This is a genomic window from Rhodobacteraceae bacterium Araon29 (assembly GCA_039640505.1).
Lineage (GTDB): Bacteria > Pseudomonadota > Alphaproteobacteria > Rhodobacterales > Rhodobacteraceae > CABZJG01.
In genome coordinates this window covers 3,569,491-3,590,708 of record CP046865.1, presented here as the reverse complement: position 1 = coordinate 3,590,708, position 21,218 = coordinate 3,569,491, and the positions used below count along the sequence as shown (strand labels likewise).

Below are 21,218 nucleotides of genomic sequence, written 5' to 3'. Positions count from 1 at the left end.
AAAATTGACACATATTTTGGTCACGGGAGGCGCCGGTTATATTGGCTCGCATGCCTGTAAAGCACTAAAGCGCCTAGGATATGTACCGGTCACCTTTGATAATCTTTCTACAGGCTGGAAAGATGCAGTAAAGTTTGGTCCGTTCTTTCAAGGGGATTTATTGGACCCAACTGCATTAGATGCAGTTTTCACGAAATTCAATCCAAAGGCCGTGATGCACTTTGCAGCCCTTAGTCAGGTCGGGCAAAGTATGAAAGAGCCAGGCATGTATTGGCGCAATAATGTGCAGGGGTCGCTTAATTTGATCGAAGCTGCCGTCGCCCATAAATGTGACAAGTTTGTATTTTCATCCACATGCGCAACATACGGCGAACAAGACAATGTGGTCCTTGACGAGACCTGCGCTCAGCATCCGATTAATGCATATGGGGCTTCGAAACGCACAATCGAAGAAATGCTCAAAAACTTTTCGTCTTCAAGTGATTTGCGATACGTGATTTTTCGCTACTTCAATGTTGCTGGCGCGGATCTGGATGCCGATATTGGCGAATGTCACCATCCGGAAACACATTTGATACCTTTGATTTTGGAAACGCTCTCGGGCAAGCGTGATATGTTGACTGTATATGGAACGGATTATGATACAAAAGATGGCACATGCATTCGTGATTATGTTCATGTAAGTGATCTCGTTGACGCTCATATCCTTGGACTTGAGTGGTTAAATCAAGGCAAAAGTAATCAAATTTTTAACCTTGGAACTGGTCAGGGATATTCCGTACGTGAAGTTATTGATCAGGCCTCGCGTATTACCAATCACAACATTCCGATAAAAAACGGTGACAGGCGCCCCGGAGATTGTCAAAAACTCGTTTCTGGATCAAAGCGCGCTGCACAGGAATTAGGGTGGACGCCGCATCGGTCAAATCTAAAACAAATGATTACCGATGCTTGGCGCTGGGATCAAAAGGTTGATTATGTCAAGTAAAACGCATTTGGCGCGGTTCACGTTTCCACCTCTTACCCATATGATTAAACGTTTATTGCAATCTGGTCTTGATGGTTGGACCGCATATAAATTACGCATCAAAAGACGACGTTTTCTGTTTCGAGCTTGGCGAAAAAGCTATCAATTGAACCCTATTCTCAACCAGACGGGTTCTATAAAAGATAATGATATTTTGTTATTCGTTACCGTCAGAAATGAATTACAAAGATTGCCCTTTTTTTTAAACCATCATAGGGCGTTGGGTATTTGTCATTTTATAGTCGTAGATAATGCCAGCTCTGATGGAACACTTGAGTATCTCAAAGCACAGCCAGATATTTCTATCTGGCGTACTGAGCATAGTTATAAATTATCACGCTTTGGTATCGATTGGCTCACTTGGTTGATGATTAAATACGGCCATGGCCATTGGTGCCTGACGCTCGACGCAGATGAAATCCTAATCTATCCAAATTGGACCACTCGTCCGTTGCCAGCATTAACAAAATGGTTAGAGCAAAACGGCCGCCGTTCATTTGGCGCAATGATGCTTGATATGTATCCCAAAGGCCGGATTGGGCAGGGTAATAGTCCCGAGGTCAGGTCCCCTTTTGAGATTCTAAAGTGGTTTGATCACGGTAATTATACCATTCAAAAAAAGCCGATTTTGGAAAACCTTTGGATTCAAGGCGGCGCGCGCGCAAGATGTTTTTTTGCCAAAGACCCGAAGAAATCGCCAACGCTCAATAAAGTGCCTTTGATCAAATGGAACAGGCGCTTTACCTATGTGAGCTCTACACATTCAGCTTTACCAAGACAGCTCAATAAAACCTACCAAGAGGATGGCAGTATAGCGCCCAGCGGTATTTTGCTCCATAGTAAATTCTTACCTCAAATTGTCACAAAATCAGAAGAAGAGAGACATCGAAAAGAGCACTTTGAAAATAGCGCGCTTTATGAAGATTATTATAATCGTGTGATTTCCAAACCAGAACTTTGGTGCACAGCATCGACACGATTTTTAGGCTGGCGGCAACTCGAAGCTTTGGGACTGATGTCCAAAGGAGGGTGGGTATGATGCATAAAAGTTCTTCGTTTGAAGAGGCTGGTATTTTTGCACTTGTTAATTCATGTATTGAACAGCCTTGCTGTGTTATAAGATTTACAAATTGGTGCGTGCTATGAAGTTTGGACAGTCTTATCGGCTACGTTTGCGCCGTAGGCGCTTAAACCTTCGAGCGCTGCGGAAACGGCGCGAGCTAGCGCTTTCACTGGATCATACAACTGCTATCAAAAAATCAGATGTATTACTTTTCACAACGATAAAAGATGAATATATCCGGCTGCCTTATTTTCTTGAATATTATCGTAATCTGGGTGTTGGTCATTTTCTAATTGTAGACAATGGAAGCAGTGATGAAGGACCGGACTATTTAAAAAAACAAACTGATGTTTCCGTTTGGAGTACCAAAGGTAGTTACCGAAAATCCCGTTTTGGAATGGATTGGATTACATGGCTATTAAGATCATATGGGCACAATCATTGGTGTTTAATAGTGGATGCGGACGAGCTTTTTGTCTATCCATACTGTGATACTCGACCGCTCAGTGCTTTGACCGATTGGCTAGATACATCTTGTACCCGTGCTTTTGGTGCGATGCTTTTAGATATGTATCCAAAGGCCGAATTAGAAAAAACACCGTATCGTGCTGGGCAAAACCCGCTGGATATGTCGGGTTGGTTTGACACCGGAAATTACACTTTTGAGCATAACCCGTTGATGCAAAACTTATGGATTCAGGGTGGACCCCGCGCCCGTCAGTTTTTTCAAAATGACCCTTTGAAAGCACCAGCGTTAAATAAAATTCCCCTTATTAAATGGCAAACAGGATATGCTTATGATTTGTCGACGCATATGCTTTTGCCGCGTGGTCTAAATCTCATCTATGACCGGGATGGCGGTGAAAAGGCGTGCGGGGTCTTGCTGCATACAAAATTTGTGGACTTAGAAGAATTATCCGAAAAGGCAAAGTTGGAAATTCAGCGCAATGAACACTATGCTCAGAGTTATGAATATAAAAAATACCATGATGCCTTGCAGGACAATAAAGAGATGTGGACCAACTGGTCTGAAAAATATTCAAATTGGCGGCAGCTTGAAATACTTGGGCTGATCTCCAAAGGGAATTGGGCATAGCATATCAATGCACTCGTTAGGTATCATAATTTTGGTTCACCAATCGCTTGATAGGGTGGTTGAGGTTTCCGAGTTCTGGACCAAAGCAAATTGCCCAGTTGTTTTGCACCTTGACCAAAGAATTGCACATGAAGATATCTTGGCCCTAAAGGACAGATTATCGGGAAACTCTTTCATACGGTTTTCCAAACGGCACAAGTGCGAATGGGGAACCTGGGGTTTGGTTGCAGCCACACTCGCTTCGGTCAAGCTTATGTTTCAGGACTTTCCCCAAACAGATCATGTTTTTTTATGTTCGGGCTCTTGCCTTCCATTGCGGCCAGTTCAAGACTTAAAAAGTTACCTAGCTGGGCAACCGGATGTAGATTTCATTGAGTCGGCAACCACGGCGGATGTCTCTTGGACGGAAGGGGGCCTTGATGCCGAGCGTTTTACTTTAAGATTTCCATTTTCCTGGAAAAAACAAAGGCGATTGTTTGATTTATCGGTAAAAATTCAACGTGCTCTGGGCGTCAAGCGAAAGATTCCAAACTCAATTGTGCCCCATATGGGTTCGCAGTGGTGGTGTCTTTCATCTGTGACCTTGAAAGCTATCATGGCTGATCCCCAGAGATCTGATCTTGATTACTATTTCAAACGGGTGTGGATTCCTGATGAAAGCTATTTCCAAACGCTGGTTCGCCGCCACAGCAAGAATATTCAAAGTCAATCTTTGACTTTATCAGTCTTTGATCATCAGGGAAAACCGCACATCTTTTACGATGATCATTTACAGCTACTGCGGCGTTCAAATTGCTTTGTTGCGCGCAAAATTTGGCCGAGTGCTGATCGACTGTATAGTCATTTTCTAAGCGAAAATGACCAGAAAACCTCAGACTCGCTACCAAATGCTGAGCAAGTAAAGCGATATTTTGTGCGCGCGCGTGAACGCAGCACAAAAGGCCGCCCGGGTCTTTATATGCAAAGCAGGTTTCCAAATGCGGATTATGTCCAAGAGGTTACTGCAAGCGAATATTCGGTCTTTCAAGGGTTTTCTGAGATATTCATTGATTTTGAAAGCTGGTTTGAAGAGCATTCAAAAGCCCGCGTTCACGGGCATTTATTCGATCCTGAATGTGCCTATTTTTCTAATCAAAGCGATGTTTTCAAAGGTGGGTTAAGTTCGAGCGCCAAGCTGCGTGATCGTAATGTCAAAGCGTTTTTGACCAATTTAATCTGGAACACCCAAGGAGAACATCAATGTTTTCAATATGGCCCGGCAGATACCCCAGAATTAGGCGATATTATCGCATTGGATAGCAATGCGCGGATTATGGTGGTCAGTGGGGCTTGGGCTATTTCCCTGTTCAGATCGGAAAAGCCATTTTCACAATTACGCCAAGAAGCAGCGCTGCTGCAACAGCGCGAAATGAAGTATATTGAGCAATTGAAAAACAAATGGACCAGAGCACAGGTCCATTTGTGGACTTTTGAGGATTTGCTTTCATCACCCGCTGAGGCGTTGCAGATGGCTTTATCAACCACTGGTATGCCAGCACAGGATCCTTTGATAAACCTTCCCAAAATGCATGACCTAACAGGCTTCAATGCGTTCCTGCGAGAGCTTCAAAATCAAGGTATGCACCCCTATGCGATTGGAAATATTTCCGCTTTGAATACCGAACCTAGAAAAAAGCCGGCAATTAAGCCGTATTTAAAAAAGTAATATATTATGGCACAAAAATTCAAATATTTTGTTGTGTTTGCTGAAATGCGAACGGGATCTAATCTGCTTGAAACCCATCTTAACGCCTATGATGATATTTCATGCGTTGGAGAGGCGTTTAATCCAAGCTTTATTGGGTATCCAAACAGGACTGATCTTTTGGGGATCAGTCAAAAAGAGCGCGACGGTGATCCAATGCAGTTGCTTTATGCGATCCGTGATCAAAGCTCTGAAACCGTTGGCTTTCGTTTTTTCCATGACCACGACCCCAGAGTTTTGAAGGTTATTTTACCAGACCCGGATTGTGCCAAAATTGTTCTAACCCGCAATCCCTTAGATAGCTATGTGTCCTGGAAAATAGCGCAGGCTACAGATCAATGGAAATTGACCAACGTGGCAAAAAGGAAAGAGCAAAGTATTGAATTTAATCTACAGGAATTCACCGGTCGGTTGCAAAATTTGCAACTCTTCCAAAAGTTACTTCTTCAAGAGCTACAAAAATCTGGGCAGACATGTTTTTACATCACCTATGATGATTTGACAGAGTTGGATATTGTCAATGGATTAGCCCGTTACATTGGGTCACAAAAGCCTCTTGATCGGCTAGGTCGAAAACTCAAACCGCAAAACCCTCAGCCTCTAAAGGCCAAAGTTAAAAATTATCCAAAAATGCGCGCGGAATTGGCAACACTTGATCCGTTTATCTTAACGCATACTCCAAACTTCGAACCGCAGCGAGGGCCCTCGGTACCCCATTTTATAGCTGCAAAAAAAGCGCCTTTATTGTTCATGCCGATCCCCTCAGGGCCGACGCCATCAATCCTGAAATGGATGGCAAAACTGGACAGCGTGCAGCAAAATGAATTACAGCAGAATTTTTCACAAAACACTCTCCGAAAATGGAAAAATCAACATTCGATCCATCGGTCTTTTACAGTTCTGCGACATCCGGTTGCCCGGGCGTATCAAGCGTTTTGTGATAAAATCCTTACTGATAGCGAGCACAGTTATCCAGGCATCAAGCATCATCTGGAAAAAAACTATGGACTCACTCTACCGCCGCCGGACGAAGAATTTAAAGTCGAAATGCACAAATCAGCATTCAAAACATTTCTTCAGTTCTTGAAGCCAAATCTAAATTTGCAAACCAACATCCGAATTGATAGCCACTGGGCAAGTCAAAGCGCCATTGTAACAGGTTTTGCAGGGTTTTGTTTGCCCGATCAAGTGATCAGAGAAGATCAGGTAACCCAAGGCCTTGTAAGCTTGTGCGACCAGATCGCCCTCAAAACAGCGCCCCGGTTTGAGCCCGAGCATGACCCGAAGTTAAATTGGCTTGATGAAATCTATGACAGCGATATCGAAGGCTCAGTTAAAGAAATATACCATCGGGATTATTCAATGTTCGGATTTAAGACTTGGCGCTAAGAACACTAAAATTCACGTAGTGCGAAAAATTTCCACAAATTCAATACGATTGCCGGCCGGATCATTGGTGAAAAACCGGCGTCTAGTGGGAATTGAGGTATCCCAAAAAACATCGTAATCATTGGTCGTTAGGGTATTTGCCAAAAGGGTGATCTCTGCCACGGCAAAAGCAGGGTGGGCTTTTTCTGCGGGGCGAAATTTTTTTTCGACGCCAAGATGAACTTCAACACTTCCATGCCGGAACCAAGCACCGCCTTGGGCACGCAGGTTTTCCGGTTTTTCCAGTTCTTCAAAGCCTAATATCGTAGCCCAAAATCTACGACAAAGTTGTTCGGAATTTTCTGGTATTGCCAATTGGATATGATCAATTTTCATTTAAAATCTGTCAGTAGTGGATTCCTAGACTGCCTCCGGCGGGAGTATTTTTGCAAAGAAAAAGCCTGATGGTTTGGGCTAAGCAGTAGATCTGCTTCAATCCGCTAGAGTTAAAAATTGAGCGTTACATCTGGCAGGTTCAAGGCCTTGATCAGATCGCGCAATTCCTGCCGCGCGGCAATATTTGAGATATTGAGTTGCTTGACGCCTACATCTTTGAGATCAAGCAAAGTAAGGCCGCGGGGAAACAGTTCGCGAAACACGACACGTTCATTGAAGCCCGGGGCAATTCGAAACCCGATGCGATTGGACAGCTTTTCCAAAGCGCGCTCCATTTTTTGTTTATTGACCATCTGCTGTGCGCCAACACGGTTGCGTAAAACAACCCAATCAATTGGGGACAGATCGGCCTGAGCGCGCAGCTGACGCGCGTTCCAAACCATTTCGGAATATACAGAAGGCCCCTCAATGGTTTCACCATCACTGCTAATATGTGCCAGCAGGTCAAAATCAACAAAACTGTCATTCAGTGGTGTCACCAGACTATCAGCAAGTGAATGCGCAACCTGACTTAAGCGCGTGTGTGAGCCCGGACAGTCGATAAGAATAAAGTCGCTTTGTGGCTCCATCCGGGCAATTGCGGCGGAAAGCCTATGGTCAAATATGTTTTCGTCTTCAGGCACGCTGGCTTTGTCAATTTCTGGTAATTCATAGCTTGTTGGACCGGGCAATTCGAGCCCATCTTGAGAAATATGAGTGCTACGATTGAGGCAATAGCGGGCCAATGAACGTTGTCTAAGGTCCAGATCTAATGCGCCGACCCGAAAGCCCATGCGGGCCAATGCGGTTGCCACATGCATGGAAACGGTAGATTTTCCAGCGCCGCCTTTTTCATTGCCTACAACAATTATATGGGCCATTTATTTCGTCCTGCAAACTGCAACTCTTTTCACAGAGCCTATAAGCCCTTGTGCTGTCAAGGTGAAGAGAAATGATTATGCAACTTTAATGAAACAGTGGTGTTTGAAACAAGTGGCACAGAGTTAAAAAGTTTTGCCCAGTTGCGCTGTGGCTGTTGAGCAACCCGCCGCAGAGTTAGTTTAAGGTTCCAGCCACAGCGCTTCTGGCATCATCGACCAAAAGCTGCCCATCCAGGCCTTTGGCATTGGCATCAGCAATCCATTCTTGAATGACCGCGTCGCCGAGGGCCTTGATCTCGTCTGTTTCAGCCTGACCTAATGTGGCAATCTGGTTTCCGGATGCGGCCATTAAGTCACGGCCTTCGGTGTCGCCTATATCATGTGCCCGGCCGGCCCAGGCCGATGTTTCTGCCCCCGAGTTGGCATCAATAACAGCGCGCAGATCATCCGGCAGCGCGGCATAGCTATCGCGGTTCATAGCCCAGATAAAATAAAGGTTATAAAGCGATTTGTTACCAGCAACATCAGTATGGCTATCGGTCAGGTCGTTCAATTTGAGCGATGGAGCCATTTCCCAAGTGATAACACCGCCGTCAACAACACCCTTTGACAGAGCTTCAGGGAAGGCAGGGACAGGCATCCCAAGCGGATACGCGCCAAGCTTTTCCAGCAGCAATGTTGCAGGGCGGGACGGCCCGCGCAACTTAAGCCCGGTGAAATCAGCGACAGATGAAATCGAAGGGCCCTTTTTATGTACAATCCCGGGTCCGTGCATATGGGCCGCAATCAGGTGGACGTCGGCAAAATCATCAGCAAGGTGTTTTTGGGTGAATATCCAAGCTGCGCGGCTGGCAGCCTCTGCCGATTTTGTGACCATAAAGGGCAGTTCCATGGCTTCGGCTTCGGGAAAGCGGCCGGGTTGATAGCCGGGGATGACCCATCCGCCATCTAGTACCCCATCGCGTACCAAATCATATTGGTTCTTGGCGGCGCCGCCCAACTGCATGAACGGATAGATTTCAACTTTAATCCGTCCCTTGCTATCTTTTTCAACTTTACGCGCCCACGGTTCGATGAAGTATTTAGGGTTTGCCGATTGTGGAGAAACGAAATGTTGAAACCTCAGTGTCACTTCTTGTGCTTGAGCTGTTACAGAAAATGTTGCGAGTGAAGCTGTGAAGGCAAGAGTACTGGCAACAATGGTTTTCAGAAATGACATTTTTGGTCTCCTGACAATGCCTGATATGTCGAGCAAGATAATGGGTTGGCCTAAACCTTGAGACCAGTTGATACAAGGTGAAAATTTTACGCAAAACCCCATGAGGACGAAAATTCCATATTTCAGGGTGCAGATAGGAAATTTTTTCCATTGAAAAGAACTATTGCAGGTGTTGGCTGGTTAAACCGCAATGGTCTTGGCCATCTTTTTAGCAACGCGTATCACGAATTGGGCTTATGGTTTTTCAAGGGGGATCGGCGAGGGATCACTGGTATTGGCCAGTTCTTCAAAATCAAAATTGTCCAGCCGCCGCGCCCGTCGTCCTGCTTTGTCAGCACTGATTTTTATCTCAGACAGGTCTTTTGCTGCTTGCCCAAAATGCCGATCAAGGTTTTCAACTCTGGTTCCAAGGCGCTCAACATCCTGAAATAGAAGCCCTAATTCGCGCCGAATTGCGCCGGTCTGCTCACGCATGCGGGCATCTTTTAATATGGCCCTCATTGTATTTAAGGTGGCCATGCAGGTGGTTGGTGATACAATCCACACCCGCGCAGCAAAACCTTCTTGCACCACATCAGAAAAATTCGCGTGCAATTCGGCATAGACCGCTTCTGAAGGCAGAAACATCAACGCCCCATCGGCAGTTTCGCCTTCTAGGATATATTTTTCAGAAATATCCCTAATGTGTTTTCTGACTGCTGTGCGCAGGGCTTTTCTTGCTTCGCTTACCTCCCAGTCCGTGGATGCATTGCGCAGCGCTTCATAGCCTTCAAGGGGAAATTTGCTATCAATCACAATTGGCCCCGGGGGATTGGGCAGATGGATTAGGCAGTCCGCACGGCGGCCATTAGAAAGTGTGGCTTGTAAAGTGTAGCTGTCGCTGGGCAGCGCATTTAAGACGATATCATTCAGCTGAATTTCCCCAAAAGCACCACGGGTTTGTTTGTTCGACAGGATATCTTGCAGGCTAAGCACATCACCGGATAGTTTCGTGATGTTTTCCTGTGCTTTATCAATGGTTGCCAAGCGTTGTTGAAGATCGCCTAAAGACTGTGCTGTGCGCCGCGCTGTTCCGTGAAGGTTTTCGTTCATCTGCTGTTGGACCATCGCTAATCTTTGTTCCATCAGCTTTAGCATATTAGCCTGCGCTTGGGCTTGAGCTTCTGAGACATGATGAAGCCCGCCAGCCAAACGTTCCTGCCCATCTCCAAGGGCTTGCACACGTTGGCCAAGGTCCGACATATGACGCGCCAGAGGCGCGATAACTTTAGCTGACTTAGTGGCGGCGCGCACCATTAGAAGCAGCAGGATGATAAAAATGCCAGCGCCCAGAAAGGCCAACTGTATTACAGGATTGCTAAAGTCGATGTCCATGGTCATGTACGCCCGAAAAGCCGTTCGATATCAGCCAGTTTCAGTTCAATATACGTTGGCCGACCATGATTGCATTGACCGGAATGCGGGGTTGCCTCCATCTCGCGGAGCAGCGCATTCATTTCCTCGGCGCGCATTCGGCGGCCCGAGCGCACTGATCCGTGACAGGCGACGCGGCTGAGCACCGCTTCTACTTTATCACTAAGGACTTGTGATGTGCCGCTGTCCGTCAGTTCATCAAGAATATCTAAAATCAAGCTTTTTACATCCACATTGCCCAAAATCGCAGGAGTTTCTCGAACGGCCACAGCACCGGGGCCAAAAGCCTCAAGAACCAATCCCAATGGCTTCAAGGCCTCTGCAAAATCAATTAGCCTTTGGCAGTCTGTGTCAGAAAGTTCAATAATTTCTGGAATTAAGAGTGCTTGCGCGGCCACACCGTTTTCGGCCATTTGCTTTTTGAGTTTTTCGTAAACCAGCCGCTCGTGCGCTGCATGTTGATCGACAATCACGAGACCGTCTGTGGTTTGGGAAAGGATATAATTTTCATGCACCTGACCCCGTGCAGCCCCTAAGGGAAAGTCATTTTCTGCTGGGTCCGTTTGGGTTTGGGACTGGGAGGGGCCGTTTGCCTCAGGGGCCGGCGTTTTATCCTCATAAATGCGTGCAAAGACTGCGGCCGTTTCGGCAAATTGTGGCGCTTGGGCTTGATAGCTATTGGAGAGGGATCGGGCGCTGGGCCGGTCCATTTGATATATTGGCCTTTTATCTGTTTCGGGCCGCATTGCCCCCAAAGCGGCCCCGGCGACCGTGCTCGACGCGCGGTGCCCAGCTTCGGCCAAAGCGTGACGCAGGGCTGAGACGATTAATCCACGCGCCGTTCCAGGGTCGCGAAAGCGAACCTCGGTCTTGGCGGGATGTACGTTAACATCCACCAAATGCGGATCGCAATTGATGAAAAGTACAGCAGCCGGATGGCGATCGCGTGATAGAAAATCTGAGTATGCACCGCGCAGAGCCCCGTATAGCAGTTTGTCACGAACTGGCCGGCCGTTGACAAAAAGATGCTGCATCACTGCCGCGCCGCGCGAAAAGGTTGGCAGAGCTGCAAAGCCGGACAGCTTTAGCTGATCCCGCTCTGCATCTATGGTCAGGGCATTGGCCACAAAATCACGCCCTAAAACCTGAGATAGGCGGCCTTGTAAGGCGTCAAACATATCGCCACTTTGGCGGGCGACCCGAAATATGGTTCTCGGTGTGTCGCCGCCGACATCACGTAGCCAAAATCCAATCGTTGGCTGCGCCATCGCAAGGCGTTTAATGATGTCATTAATGGCTTGGGCTTCGGCGCGGTCGCTGCGTAGAAATTTTAATCGCGCCGGAGTGGCATAAAACAAATCGCGCAGCTCAACCACAGTGCCTTGGTTCAAAGCCGCAGGTTTGACGTCTGAGATAACACTGCCAGCACAGGTGATCTGAGCCGCGTCTTGTCCTTTGGTTTTGCTGGTTAAAGTCAACCGGCCAACAGCGCCCAGTGAAGGAAGTGCCTCGCCGCGAAAGCCAAAGCTGTGGATATTCAACAGGTCTGATCCGTCAATTTTGGACGTGGCATGACGCGCCAAGGAAAGCGGTAGGTCAGCGGGTGAAATGCCCCATCCATTGTCGGTCACGCGGATCAGGGTTTTGCCGGCGGCGGCGGTGTCTATGGTGATGTCTGTGGCGCCGGCGTCTAGGGCATTTTCCACCAATTCTTTGATCGCAGAGGCCGGCCTTTCGACCACTTCGCCGGCGGCGATGCGGTTTATTGCGGCGTCATCGAGCTGGCGGATTTTGCCCGGACTTTCCGCCATATTGGGGCTGAGTGTGACCATACCACAAAACCTAGCATAATCTTTTCCGATTCTACCATGTGAAATTTGCCTAACACTACAGCCTTGCGGCTGCAGCAGAGGCCGCTTTGCCATGTCGTTGGCCACCTAAAAGCGGCCAAAAAACGATGTCGGTATCGCGTCGGTATGGCGGCTGTAACGCGGCGGCGGCAAAATGCGCCCCACTGAGCTAGACGCGGGCGGTGATCAGCGCCGCTTGGGTGCGCAGGTGAAATATGCCACCCGAGGCGTTCATTTCATCTAAGATCAGTTTTTCCAACTGCGCAAGCTGATCCTCGCTGGCATCACTTGCGGGCGGAAAAGAGCGCAGGTAGTGCAGCAGATCGCGGTGATCTGTCACCGCATAAGGGTCGCGCAAAACCTCTGTTTTAATGTCTTTGAACCCATCCGCCAGAAGCGCCTCGGCATCTGCGGGTCCAAAGGTTGCAGCGGCCGGATCCACCCCTGCGCCGCCAAAGACCTGCGCAGAAAGCGCATGCAAAGCGCGCAGGTTGTCCCGCCCGCTTGTGGTTATGGCGATGCATCCGCCGGGGCGCAGCACGCGGCGCATTTCACCCAGGGCCTGCGCCGGGTCTGGCAGGTGATAGAGCATATGCATGGCGCACAGCGCATCAAAGCGACCGCCCTCAAACGGCAGCTGCATAGCATTGGCCAGCACGCCGCGCACCGCGCGGTAATGCCCGGCCGAGGTGACGGTTTTGACCGCCTCATCCAGCATGGCCTCGGCGCTGTCGAGCAGGGTGAGCGATAGGCTTTCGGGATAGGTATCAACCGCCGCACGCCAAAACCCGCCGGTGCCGCATCCGATATCAAGCACATCACTGTGGTCTGGAATATGGATGCGCTGTGCCAGCCATAATTGCCAGTTCTGGCTTGCATATTTGGCGTGCAGATTGCCGCGGGATTTAAAATTGCTGGGGGTTTTATACTGGGTCTTGGTATCTGTGATCGACATCGGGTGGCCTGTAATGATTTTTTCGCAAAGCGCGGGGTTCAAAGCGGGTGATAGAATGCCATTGCACGCTGCACGTTATGCGAGTATTTTGCAAAGAAAAAATATATTTTAAAGAGTGCGCGCCGTTTTAATCACTCTAATTTAGCCAGAGGATGAGATGAAAAATTGTTCAAAAATTATGCGCGCATCTCTCATATTGGGCTTCTTTGCTAGCGCATCTCTGGCTGATATAGCTAAAAATGATGGCACTGTAAGTGACTATGCAGTTGAGCTGCAAGCAGACCTTTTTAGCTTTGATGATCAGGGCATTTTGATTGATGGACCCAGAAGATCGCCGAGCGATCCCATAGATCATTCCTCGCTGCTCAACGAAGTTTATATGCGAATTGGCTTTGAAGCCAGCCTTTTTGAATGTCGAGAATACCTCAATGATTGACCCCGCAGCGCCCGGCGATACAAAGAAAAAACAATTTCTGTCATGCCCGTTCATGTAAAGCCATCCTTAAACAGTGTTGCAGTTTCAGATCGTGATATGGAAAACATATCGGCAGCGATGATCAATTCCGTGAATGCAATTGGTATTACAACAAAGCCTGCAAGCGATATTGATCATGCTGACCTGATATTCAAGATTGGTCCCACCACAAATATGCGGCCCTTATTCATAGATTATTCCGATGAAATTGGACTGAAAGAAATCAAACGCTGGAAAAATGAAACAGGCGGGCGGTCAATTCTGTCGATCTTTGGTGTTACAAAGAACGATCCACCATTTTGTTATGTGTCAGAAAAGGCATGGAAAAGCGCCGGGAAAATCATAATTTACGTCAACATAAATGGCATAGACGACTGTTTGGAAAAAGCGCTTCTTGCTGCAATTGGTTTAAAATCCACGTGGCTGTCGATCCCATCAATAACTGACCTTTATCGCAATGATAAGAAATATAAAACGGCAACTTTTGCGGATATTTTATATGCCCGCCTTTTATATCATCAAGATTTTCCGGTCGACGGCAGTTTGGAAGATGTCAGAGCGTTTTGGGAAAAACATGCGGTCCGCATCTGGCAAGAACTTGTGACAGAGGGCGTTCATAAATGACCCATAATTTGGGCGTCTATTGCAGAAATATAGCGATATGGAGAACGCATTTTTGATAGTTATAGTGCTGTTCGCTGTTTTGGTCTCTTGCTGGATAATATTCGGTGATCACATTTCGATAGACGCCTGCCTAGATCGTGGCGGTAGATGGAATGATGTGGACGAAGAGTGTGAATACGAGAGGTCTGGCAGCCCAGAGTTTTATCTGGGCCGTCAAACGCAACAGCACATTTCAAAAGGGGTGCAATCGAATGAATAGACCAAAACTAACTGCTTTTCCTTTTGCTTTTGTGGTGCCCGTCGTAGCTGTGTTTTTGATGTTATTGGCATCGCAGGGCAAGGCTATGGGTGATCCGCAGGATGATCTTGGACCGTTTTTTCAAAATTTGTTTCGGGTTCAAATCGATGGATCAGCGCCCATCGAACGGGCACGTGGAATTGACCGCAATAAGCCCCCGCGCCAGCCGGAAATTAAGCGTGCATTGCGGCGGGTGCCCGGTGCGCCGATAAGGAACAGTTCCAAATCCCTAGACTGTGATGATTTTGTTATCCAAGGGTATGAAGACTGGCTGATCGGCAAAAAGAAAGCGCCCGAACTGTATAGAGAATGGAATGCCAAGGGGCAGGGCCTTCCAATCCCAGGCATGCATTGGCCAAGTTTTTGGAAATGGAATTCCCCCGTATATGCGCATGTCAAAACAGTACGGCGTAAGTTTTTAAGTTTGAATTTTAGACGGGCCACGGTGTATGTCGCGGTCCTAAGCAATACGGTGAATATTAACACCATCATTAACCAAGAACAAAAACGGTTCAAACGCGTAGCTTTAAACCGCGTGCTTGCTCTAAATAATGGCTATGGAGCAATCTATCGATGGCTCTATGAGGGGCAAATATATCCCGAAGAGATCGAGCTTATCAGTACACAAGATTGCAAATCATTCAAAATTTACGAGTTCGAAATCAAAAAATTGTAAGGAGGGGACTTTACCACCACTAAATTTGCCCAAAACGGCGCGAAAGCGTGGAAAAACCCTATAGACAGGGTTTTGGCCTCGGCACTAGGGTACATAAGGCGCCCATCTTCGCGGAGGAGTATGGTAAAGGATAACGATCAAGGGACTACGGCCAACCTGCCGTTTCTCGCGTTAAGCGCGCCGGGGTTTTCGACAAAATCGGGGGCGGTGTTTGCGGCGCGCGATCAGCATTGGTGCGCGCGAACGCCCTTGGGGCTTGCGGTGCTGTCCTATGATCATGTGGGCCGGCTTTTGCGCGATCGCCGGTTGCGGCAGGGCAGCTATGCCTGGCCGCAAAGTCAAAACGCGCAGGGCAGTTTTGCCAATTTCTGGCAGCGCAGTGTCATTTCGCAAGAGGGCGCGGGGCATAAGCAGCTGCGGCAGGTGGCACTCGCGGCGCTGGATGAGGGCTTTATCCTGTCGCTTGTGCCCGCTTTTGATGCCATTGCCCAAAGGCTTTGCGATGGGCTTAAAACCCGCAGGGAATGCGAATTTCAGCGCGATTTTGCACTGCCCTTTTCCGGTCAGGCGATTTGCGTTCTTTTGAACCTGCCGCTGCGGACATGGCAGTCGGTGGCGCGCGATGCCAGCACGCTTGGGCTGGCCATGGGGCTCAACTACAAAACCCATGAAGATGAGGTCAACGCCGCCTGTGATCGCTTGATGCGTTTGGCAGATCAGCTGATCGGTTCGGCCGAGCGGGGCCAGGACCGTGAAGGTCTGGCCGCCCGGTTGCTGCGCGCGGCGCAGAAATTTTCGCAGATCGGGCGGCAAGAGCTGTTGGATTTAATCGTTATTCTGATATTCGGCGGGGTGGACACAACGCGCAGCCAGTTGGGGTTTCTGATGGCGCTTTTTGACCGTCATCCGATGCAGTGGCAGGCGCTAAAACGTGATCCATCCTTGGTGCCCAATGCCATCGAGGAAGCCATTCGTGCTTGGCCGACCACCACATGGGTCACCCGCGAGGCAACCGAGAGCTTTGTCTATGACGGGGTAGAAATTGCCAAGGGCACAACGCTGCATCTTTTGGTGCATGTCAGCGCCAAGGATCCAGCGCTTGGTTCGCTGCCTGAGTTTGACATCACAGCAAAACAGCGGCGCCATCACGGGTTTGGCGGCGGCGCGCATCACTGTCTTGGGCATTTTGTGGCGCGCACGGATATGGCTTCGGCTTTGCGTGCTTTGGTGGTGGCGCTTGAAGATTTTGAGGTGATTGGAACGCCGCGCTATCTTCCCGATAGCGGCAATACCAGCCCCGAAGTTTTGCCCCTTGCGTACCGTCTTGCGCCGTAGCCGCGGTCAAGTGTTGCGCGTAAAGCCGGCGATCAGCTCGATATGGGTGGACCAGCGAAACTGATCCACGGTCTGCACAAATTCGAGCCTGTAGCCATTGGCGCAGAGATGCGCGGCATCGCGGGCAAAGCTTATCGGATTGCACGATACATAAGCGATGGTTTTCAGTGTGCTTTTGGCCAGCTCGGCCACCTGCGCATCGGCGCCGGCGCGGGGCGGGTCGATCACGGCAGCGTCAAACCTGTCCAGCTCATCCACCAGCAGCGGGCGGCGAAAGAGATCGCGCGCCTCATGGGTGAGTTTTTTCAATCCCTCGGCCCGGCGCCAACCGGCATCAAGGGCGGCGGTCATTTCGGCTTCGCCCTCGACCGCGTGCACTTCGGCCGTTTGGGCAAGCGGCAATGAAAATGTGCCGCAGCCGCTGAAAAGGTCAACCACTTTGCGCGCGCTGCCGATCACATTTTGCACGCTGCGGACCAGCGCGGCTTCGCCTGCGTCGGTGGCCTGCAAAAAACTGCCCGGCGGCGGGGTGACGGCGGCATTACCAAAGCGTTGCAGCGGCGGGGTTTGCATGGCCACCACCTCGCCGTTCCAGCTTAGGCGGGTATAGCGGTGCTCGGCCATGTGCTGCGCCAAGGCTGCGCGCAGCGGGCCATCTAGGGGTTTGCCGCCGTGGGCCGCCACATCAAGGCCCTGATCAAAGCGTGTCAGCGTAATGTTTAGCTCGGCCTTGCGGCTGGCGCCAAGCGTGGTCAGCGCCGCAAGCGCCGGGCGCGCGGCGCGCAGATCGGGGTGCACCAGCTGGCAATCGGGGATGTCTATGATGACATCCGAGCTGCGGGCGTGAAAGCCGACCAGCGCGGATTTTTTGGTGCGGCGGGCGGAAAATACGGCGCGGCGGCGGCTGGCGGCTGGCGATGTAAGCACGGACGGCAGATCGGTCTGCAGCCCCTGCGCCGCAAGCGCTGTGCGCACCATATCGACTTTCCAACCCGCCACAAAACTGTCCGAGGCATGTTGTAGCTGGCATCCGCCGCAGGATTTGAAATGGCGGCAGGGCGGGGCAACGCGGTCGGGCGAAGGTTTAACGATCCGGATATCGCCCAGCTTTTGGCCATCTTGCACAGCGGTAATCACTTCACCGGGTAGGGTGAGCGGCGCATAAAGCGGGCCCTCGGCAATGCCGTCGCCCTGATGGCCAAGCCGTGTGATGGTAAATTCATTCATGCGCCGCGTTTAACGGGTTTTTTGCCGCGCAGGAAGTGCTGAGAGAAAACCGTTGATCTCTTGCGTGCTGCCTGCCCGATCTGCTGTTTGTGATCGTTAGGGCGCATCAATCAATCACAGCGGAAGATTAGAAGGCGCGGCGGCGAATATATCACCACATGATTATCATTCTTGTTTGTATTTTGATAACTCTCAAACCTCGTCGACAATCGTTTAAGCCTAAAGAGAGCAAGGCGGCTTATCAGCTAATTCTTCGAGCCCATTGTGGATAATGTTTTTAGCGCATTGAGCGAAAGACGATATCCACTTAGTCATTATTTAAGAAGTATTTGTCGTATTTATTTGATCGCTTGTTTTATCAAATATGAAATCCCAACCCAGTTAAGAATTAAAAGTAATGAAACTATGATTAGAGACATTGATGATTGGTTTAGCATGATCCAGATAGGATTCACTGTTGCTAGGCCCACCAGGCCGAGAATTTGAATGTTTTTGATCATCGTTTTTTCTCTCGAAGTTCGTGCCGCCATATCTTTGTTAAGTACAGATAAAATGATGGCCACATTATGATACCAAATATCCACGAAGGTGTTCTGACGTTACTTGAAATACCGATAAATTCGAGATAGTTTATTTCTTGGACAAAGCTTAGTAACACGGCAGAAAAAAATGCTGCGGTTGCACTTATGAATAGAAAAATTAGCTTGTGTTTCATGATTTCTCCTTGCCGCGTTTGCTCAGCTAATCTTTTTGCAGCCAACACTGCCCCCGCCGAAGGATGCGGTGCCGAAGAGATCATCGTAAGGCGGATTTTTAAATACCTGTGACATTCTTAATATTAGCAGTTTGCTGTCATCTAACGATAACAACAACCGTTAAAGTTGCAACAGGCAAACGGCGGCTGAGCCGCGCGCGGCGAAAGTGAGCCCGCTCTCTTCACCAGATGTGACAAAAACTTTCCTTAAGTTGGGAACACCGTATATGTTTTGGTTCTGACATCTAATTCAAAAGTAATACTAAATTCCTTCCCATCTACGAGAACGGACAGAATTAGTTTTCGTTCGCCCGTCTCGTTCAAAAATTGCTTGGTTGTTGCCGGATCTATCGTAAATATGTTCATGCTACCCAAAGGGTTTCGGGTTATATTTTCTGTGTCGGTTTTTGTATCCAAAGTTATTTTTTCATTTATCCTATTTTCTATGTTTGTTTCTCCAACACTCAATGAAGATTTTAAGATATCAATTTCCCTATTTTTAGAGGAGGTATAAGCGCCTAACCAAATATAGTGCTCATCGTGGTCAGCCTCCTTACCTTCGATGGCAAAATATATATCCTCTATGGTAAAAGGTGAATCTTTTGGTATTGATTTTATTTTTTCAGAACGAAAATCTTCTGATGGTTTATGAATTATTGTATGCACTTCGGCCGTCTCACATGCGGTCATGAACATACTCATTGCGCCTAAAGAAAATAGCGTAATGAATTTATTTAGAAATTTCTTCATTTCAGTCATCCCGTTTTTAAGGTTTTGAAAACAGCGCCCCAATTCCTGTTGCAGCTGGGGCACAGCGCCCTTTACATCTGTTGGCGAAAAGCTTTCTTTTCCGCAGCACGTGCTTTGGGCGTATCCACGCACCGATGGCGGACGACAGCATCGCCACCACAACCAAAGAGATCATCGGAAGATGTTTTTTTTAATACGCGACATTCTTAATATTAGCAGTTTGCCATCCTCTAACGAGAACAACAACCGTTAAAGTTGCAACAGACAAACGGCGACTTAGGCGCGCGCGGCGAAAGTGAGCCCGCTCTCTTCACCAGATGTGACAAAAACTTTCCTTAAGTTGGGAACACCGTGTATGTTTTGGTTCTGACATCTAATTCAAAAGTAATACTAAATTCCTTCCCATCTACGAGAACGGACAGAATTAGTTTTCGTTCGCCCGTCTCGTTCAAAAATTGCTTGGTTGTTGCCGGATCTATCGTAAATATGTTCATGCTACCCAAAGGGTTTCGGGTTATATTTTCTGTGTCGGTTTTTGTATCCAAAGTTATTTTTTCATTTATCCTATTTTCTATGTTTGTTTCTCCAACACTCAATGAAGATTTTAAGATATCAATTTCCCTATTTTTAGAGGAGGTATAAGCGCCTAACCAAATATAGTGCTCATCGTGGTCAGCCTCCTTACCTTCGATGGCAAAATATATATCCTCTATGGTAAAAGGTGAATCTTTTGGTATTGATTTTATTTTTTCAGAACGAAAATCTTCTGATGGTTTATGAATTATTGTATGCACTTCGGCCGTCTCACATGCGGTCATGAACATACTCATTGCGCCTAAAGAAAATAGCGTAATGAATTTATTTAGAAATTTCTTCATTTCAGTCATCCCGTTTTTAAGGTTTTGAAAACAGCGCCCCAATTCCTGTTGCAGCTGGGGCACAGCGCCCTTTACATCTGTTGGCGAAAAGCTTTCTTTTCCGCAGCACGTGCTTTGGGCGTATCCACGCACCGATGGCGGACGACAGCATCGCCACCACAACCAAAGAGATCATCGGAAGATGTTTTTTTTAATACGCGACATTCTTAATATTAGCAGTTTGCCATCCTCTAACGAGAACAACAACCGTTAAAGTTGCAACAGACAAACGGCGACTTAGGCGCGCGCGGCGAAAGTGAGCCCGCTCTCTTCACCAGATGTGACAAAAACTTTCCTTAAGTTGGGAACACCGTGTATGTTTTGGTTCTGACATCTAATTCAAAAGTAATACTAAATTCCTTCCCATCTACGAGAACGGACAGAATTAGTTTTCGTTCACCCGTCTCGTTCAAAAATTGCTTGGTTGTTGCCGGATCTATCGTAAATAATTTAAAGCTATCCCACGAATTTTGGTATATATTTTCTGTGTCGGTTTTTGTACTCAGTGATATTTTTTCATTGAATTTATTCTCAATATTTGTTTCTCCAACAATCAATGAAGATTTTAAGATATCAATTTCCCTATTTTTAGAGGAGGTATAAGCGTCTAACCAAATATAGTGCTCATCGTGGTCAGCCTCCTTACCTACAATGGCAAAATATATATCCTCTACAGTAAAAGGTGAATCTTTTGGTATTGATTTTATTTCTTCAGAGAGAAAATCTTCTGATGGTTTATGAAATATTGTATGCGATTCAGCCGTCCCCCATGCAGCCATCATCAGAATAATTGCGCCTAAAAAAATAAATATAATAATTGCGCCTAAAGATAATAGCCTAATGAGTTTACTCAGAAATTTCTTCATTTCAGTCGTCCCGTTTTTAAGGTTTTGAAAAGAGCGCCCCAATTCCTGTTGCAGCTGGGGCACAGCGCCCTTTACATCTGTTGGCGAAAAGCTTTCTTTTCCGCAGCACGTGCTTTGGCCGCATCCACGCGTTGAGGGCGGACGACAGCATCGCCACCACAACCGAAAAGATCATCGTAAGGCGGATTTTTAAATACGTGTGACATTCTTAATATTGGCATTTTTCTATTTTCTAACGATAACAA

At 47.9% G+C, this 21,218-nt stretch carries 19 protein-coding genes; 9 read left to right on the top strand and 10 right to left on the bottom strand.

All coding sequences use genetic code 11. The features are described 5' to 3' along the window. The first annotated feature begins 4 nt into the window (after nt 1-4). From galE to GN278_17445, 5 genes are all read left to right on the top strand, one after another. A complete protein-coding gene (gene galE, locus GN278_17465) occupies nt 5-988 on the top strand; it encodes a UDP-glucose 4-epimerase GalE (GenBank protein ID XAT62403.1) in 984 nt (327 codons plus the stop codon). Nucleotides 989-1,028: 40 nt separating this feature from the next. Next, nucleotides 1,029-2,066 carry a glycosyltransferase family 2 protein gene (locus GN278_17460; protein XAT62730.1) on the top strand — a complete coding sequence of 346 codons (1,038 nt, stop codon included), beginning with the start codon at nt 1,029-1,031 and terminating at the stop codon, nt 2,064-2,066. A gap of 103 nt (nt 2,067-2,169) precedes the next feature. Further along, nucleotides 2,170-3,186, top strand: a complete 1,017-nt coding sequence (locus tag GN278_17455; protein ID XAT62402.1) for a glycosyltransferase family 2 protein — start codon at nt 2,170-2,172, stop codon at nt 3,184-3,186. 7 nt (nt 3,187-3,193) lie between these two features. Further along, the gene (locus tag GN278_17450; protein ID XAT62401.1) at nt 3,194-4,891 is read left to right on the top strand and encodes a glycosyl transferase; all 1,698 of its coding nucleotides are present in this window, start codon (nt 3,194-3,196) and stop codon (nt 4,889-4,891) included. 6 nt (nt 4,892-4,897) lie between these two features. Continuing rightward, nucleotides 4,898-6,319 carry a nodulation protein NodH gene (locus GN278_17445; GenBank protein XAT62400.1) on the top strand — a complete coding sequence of 474 codons (1,422 nt, stop codon included), beginning with the start codon at nt 4,898-4,900 and terminating at the stop codon, nt 6,317-6,319. A 12-nt stretch (nt 6,320-6,331) separates the two neighbouring features. Here the strand turns inward: GN278_17445 and GN278_17440 are convergent, their stop codons facing one another. The 6 genes from GN278_17440 to GN278_17415 all read right to left on the bottom strand — a co-directional run bounded on the left by GN278_17440 (nt 6,332) and on the right by GN278_17415 (nt 13,051). Further along, nucleotides 6,332-6,694 carry a glyoxalase gene (locus GN278_17440; GenBank protein XAT62399.1) on the bottom strand — a complete coding sequence of 121 codons (363 nt, stop codon included), beginning with the start codon at nt 6,692-6,694 and terminating at the stop codon, nt 6,332-6,334. Between the two features lie 110 nt (nt 6,695-6,804). After that, entirely contained in the window at nt 6,805-7,614 is an 810-nt protein-coding gene (locus tag GN278_17435) for an AAA family ATPase (protein XAT62398.1), read from the bottom strand. Nucleotides 7,615-7,789: 175 nt separating this feature from the next. Continuing rightward, entirely contained in the window at nt 7,790-8,833 is a 1,044-nt protein-coding gene (locus GN278_17430; protein ID XAT62397.1) for a C4-dicarboxylate ABC transporter, read from the bottom strand. Nucleotides 8,834-9,067: 234 nt separating this feature from the next. Beyond that, nucleotides 9,068-10,207, bottom strand: a complete 1,140-nt coding sequence (gene rmuC, locus GN278_17425; protein ID XAT62396.1) for a DNA recombination protein RmuC — start codon at nt 10,205-10,207, stop codon at nt 9,068-9,070. 2 nt (nt 10,208-10,209) lie between these two features. Further along, the gene (gene mutL, locus GN278_17420) at nt 10,210-12,078 is read right to left on the bottom strand and encodes a DNA mismatch repair endonuclease MutL (protein XAT62395.1); all 1,869 of its coding nucleotides are present in this window, start codon (nt 12,076-12,078) and stop codon (nt 10,210-10,212) included. 187 nt (nt 12,079-12,265) lie between these two features. Further along, a complete protein-coding gene (locus tag GN278_17415; GenBank protein ID XAT62394.1) occupies nt 12,266-13,051 on the bottom strand; it encodes a methyltransferase domain-containing protein in 786 nt (261 codons plus the stop codon). 157 nt (nt 13,052-13,208) lie between these two features. Between GN278_17415 and GN278_17410 the strand changes: the two genes are divergently transcribed. From GN278_17410 to GN278_17395, 4 genes are all read left to right on the top strand, one after another. Continuing rightward, nucleotides 13,209-13,487 carry a hypothetical protein gene (locus GN278_17410; protein XAT62393.1) on the top strand — a complete coding sequence of 93 codons (279 nt, stop codon included), beginning with the start codon at nt 13,209-13,211 and terminating at the stop codon, nt 13,485-13,487. Nucleotides 13,488-13,529: 42 nt separating this feature from the next. Then, nucleotides 13,530-14,150 carry a hypothetical protein gene (locus tag GN278_17405; protein ID XAT62392.1) on the top strand — a complete coding sequence of 207 codons (621 nt, stop codon included), beginning with the start codon at nt 13,530-13,532 and terminating at the stop codon, nt 14,148-14,150. 251 nt (nt 14,151-14,401) lie between these two features. After that, the gene (locus GN278_17400; protein XAT62391.1) at nt 14,402-15,124 is read left to right on the top strand and encodes a hypothetical protein; all 723 of its coding nucleotides are present in this window, start codon (nt 14,402-14,404) and stop codon (nt 15,122-15,124) included. Nucleotides 15,125-15,244: 120 nt separating this feature from the next. Beyond that, the gene (locus GN278_17395; GenBank protein ID XAT62390.1) at nt 15,245-16,459 is read left to right on the top strand and encodes a cytochrome P450; all 1,215 of its coding nucleotides are present in this window, start codon (nt 15,245-15,247) and stop codon (nt 16,457-16,459) included. A gap of 6 nt (nt 16,460-16,465) precedes the next feature. Here the strand turns inward: GN278_17395 and GN278_17390 are convergent, their stop codons facing one another. The 4 genes from GN278_17390 to GN278_17375 all read right to left on the bottom strand — a co-directional run bounded on the left by GN278_17390 (nt 16,466) and on the right by GN278_17375 (nt 21,036). Continuing rightward, nucleotides 16,466-17,686, bottom strand: coding sequence for a class I SAM-dependent RNA methyltransferase (locus GN278_17390; protein ID XAT62389.1), 1,221 nt, complete (start codon nt 17,684-17,686; stop codon nt 16,466-16,468). Between the two features lie 961 nt (nt 17,687-18,647). Continuing rightward, complete coding sequence (locus GN278_17385) at nt 18,648-19,253, bottom strand: hypothetical protein (GenBank protein XAT62388.1); 606 nt, start codon at nt 19,251-19,253, stop codon at nt 18,648-18,650. Nucleotides 19,254-19,525: 272 nt separating this feature from the next. After that, a complete protein-coding gene (locus GN278_17380; protein ID XAT62387.1) occupies nt 19,526-20,131 on the bottom strand; it encodes a hypothetical protein in 606 nt (201 codons plus the stop codon). Between the two features lie 272 nt (nt 20,132-20,403). Further along, nucleotides 20,404-21,036 (bottom strand): hypothetical protein, encoded by a 633-nt coding sequence (locus tag GN278_17375; protein ID XAT62386.1) that lies wholly within the window; start codon nt 21,034-21,036, stop codon nt 20,404-20,406. Nucleotides 21,037-21,218: the final 182 nt, after the last annotated feature.

Coding starts and splice junctions, on each gene's coding strand:
- GN278_17460 (XAT62730.1), top strand. CDS start 1,029: ATGATTAAACGTTTATTGCAATCTGGTCTTGATGGTTGGACCGCATAT.
- GN278_17455 (XAT62402.1), top strand. CDS start 2,170: ATGAAGTTTGGACAGTCTTATCGGCTACGTTTGCGCCGTAGGCGCTTA.
- GN278_17450 (XAT62401.1), top strand. CDS start 3,194: ATGCACTCGTTAGGTATCATAATTTTGGTTCACCAATCGCTTGATAGG.
- GN278_17445 (XAT62400.1), top strand. CDS start 4,898: ATGGCACAAAAATTCAAATATTTTGTTGTGTTTGCTGAAATGCGAACG.
- GN278_17440 (XAT62399.1), bottom strand. CDS start 6,694: ATGAAAATTGATCATATCCAATTGGCAATACCAGAAAATTCCGAACAA.
- GN278_17435 (XAT62398.1), bottom strand. CDS start 7,614: ATGGCCCATATAATTGTTGTAGGCAATGAAAAAGGCGGCGCTGGAAAA.
- GN278_17430 (XAT62397.1), bottom strand. CDS start 8,833: ATGTCATTTCTGAAAACCATTGTTGCCAGTACTCTTGCCTTCACAGCT.
- rmuC (XAT62396.1), bottom strand. CDS start 10,207: ATGGACATCGACTTTAGCAATCCTGTAATACAGTTGGCCTTTCTGGGC.
- mutL (XAT62395.1), bottom strand. CDS start 12,078: ATGGTCACACTCAGCCCCAATATGGCGGAAAGTCCGGGCAAAATCCGC.
- GN278_17415 (XAT62394.1), bottom strand. CDS start 13,051: ATGTCGATCACAGATACCAAGACCCAGTATAAAACCCCCAGCAATTTT.
- GN278_17410 (XAT62393.1), top strand. CDS start 13,209: ATGAAAAATTGTTCAAAAATTATGCGCGCATCTCTCATATTGGGCTTC.
- GN278_17405 (XAT62392.1), top strand. CDS start 13,530: ATGCCCGTTCATGTAAAGCCATCCTTAAACAGTGTTGCAGTTTCAGAT.
- GN278_17400 (XAT62391.1), top strand. CDS start 14,402: ATGAATAGACCAAAACTAACTGCTTTTCCTTTTGCTTTTGTGGTGCCC.
- GN278_17395 (XAT62390.1), top strand. CDS start 15,245: ATGGTAAAGGATAACGATCAAGGGACTACGGCCAACCTGCCGTTTCTC.
- GN278_17390 (XAT62389.1), bottom strand. CDS start 17,686: ATGAATGAATTTACCATCACACGGCTTGGCCATCAGGGCGACGGCATT.